General features: G+C 56.7%; 1 protein-coding gene. It reads left to right on the top strand.

All coding sequences use genetic code 11. The features are described 5' to 3' along the window. Positions 1-38 precede the first annotated feature (38 nt). A partial coding sequence (locus SJH88_RS19545; protein WP_274755429.1) for a winged helix-turn-helix transcriptional regulator occupies positions 39-321 on the top strand: 283 nt, incomplete at its 3' end.

Here is a 321-nt window from a genome sequence, read left to right as displayed (position 1 = left end):
CCTAGCCTGCTGCTTTTATGTGCAGCAGGAGACCAGGAGTGATTGACGTGGCTACTTTGAGTGTCATCAGGCGCTGGGCTCTGCGTGAGCACCTGTCCATCCGGGAGATCGCCCGCAGAACTGGGCTTTCTCGCAATACCATCCGCAAGTATTTGCGCTCCGATGTTGTGCAGCCTCGCGTTGCACAGCGCACGATCTCTACCAAGCTTGATCCATTTGCCTGCAAGCTGTCTGGCTGGTTGCGCACAGAAGCCAATCGCTCTCGCAAGCAGCGGCGCACGATCAAGCAGATGTTTCTGGACTTGCAGGCATTGGGCTACA

Origin of the sequence: Comamonas sp. GCA5 (genome assembly GCF_036541385.1) — a bacterium.
In the GTDB taxonomy this organism is placed as follows: Bacteria; Pseudomonadota; Gammaproteobacteria; order Burkholderiales; family Burkholderiaceae_C; genus Comamonas; species Comamonas aquatica.
The sequence above is the reverse complement of the archived record's forward strand: the minus strand, read 5'-3'. Positions and strand labels throughout refer to the sequence as shown.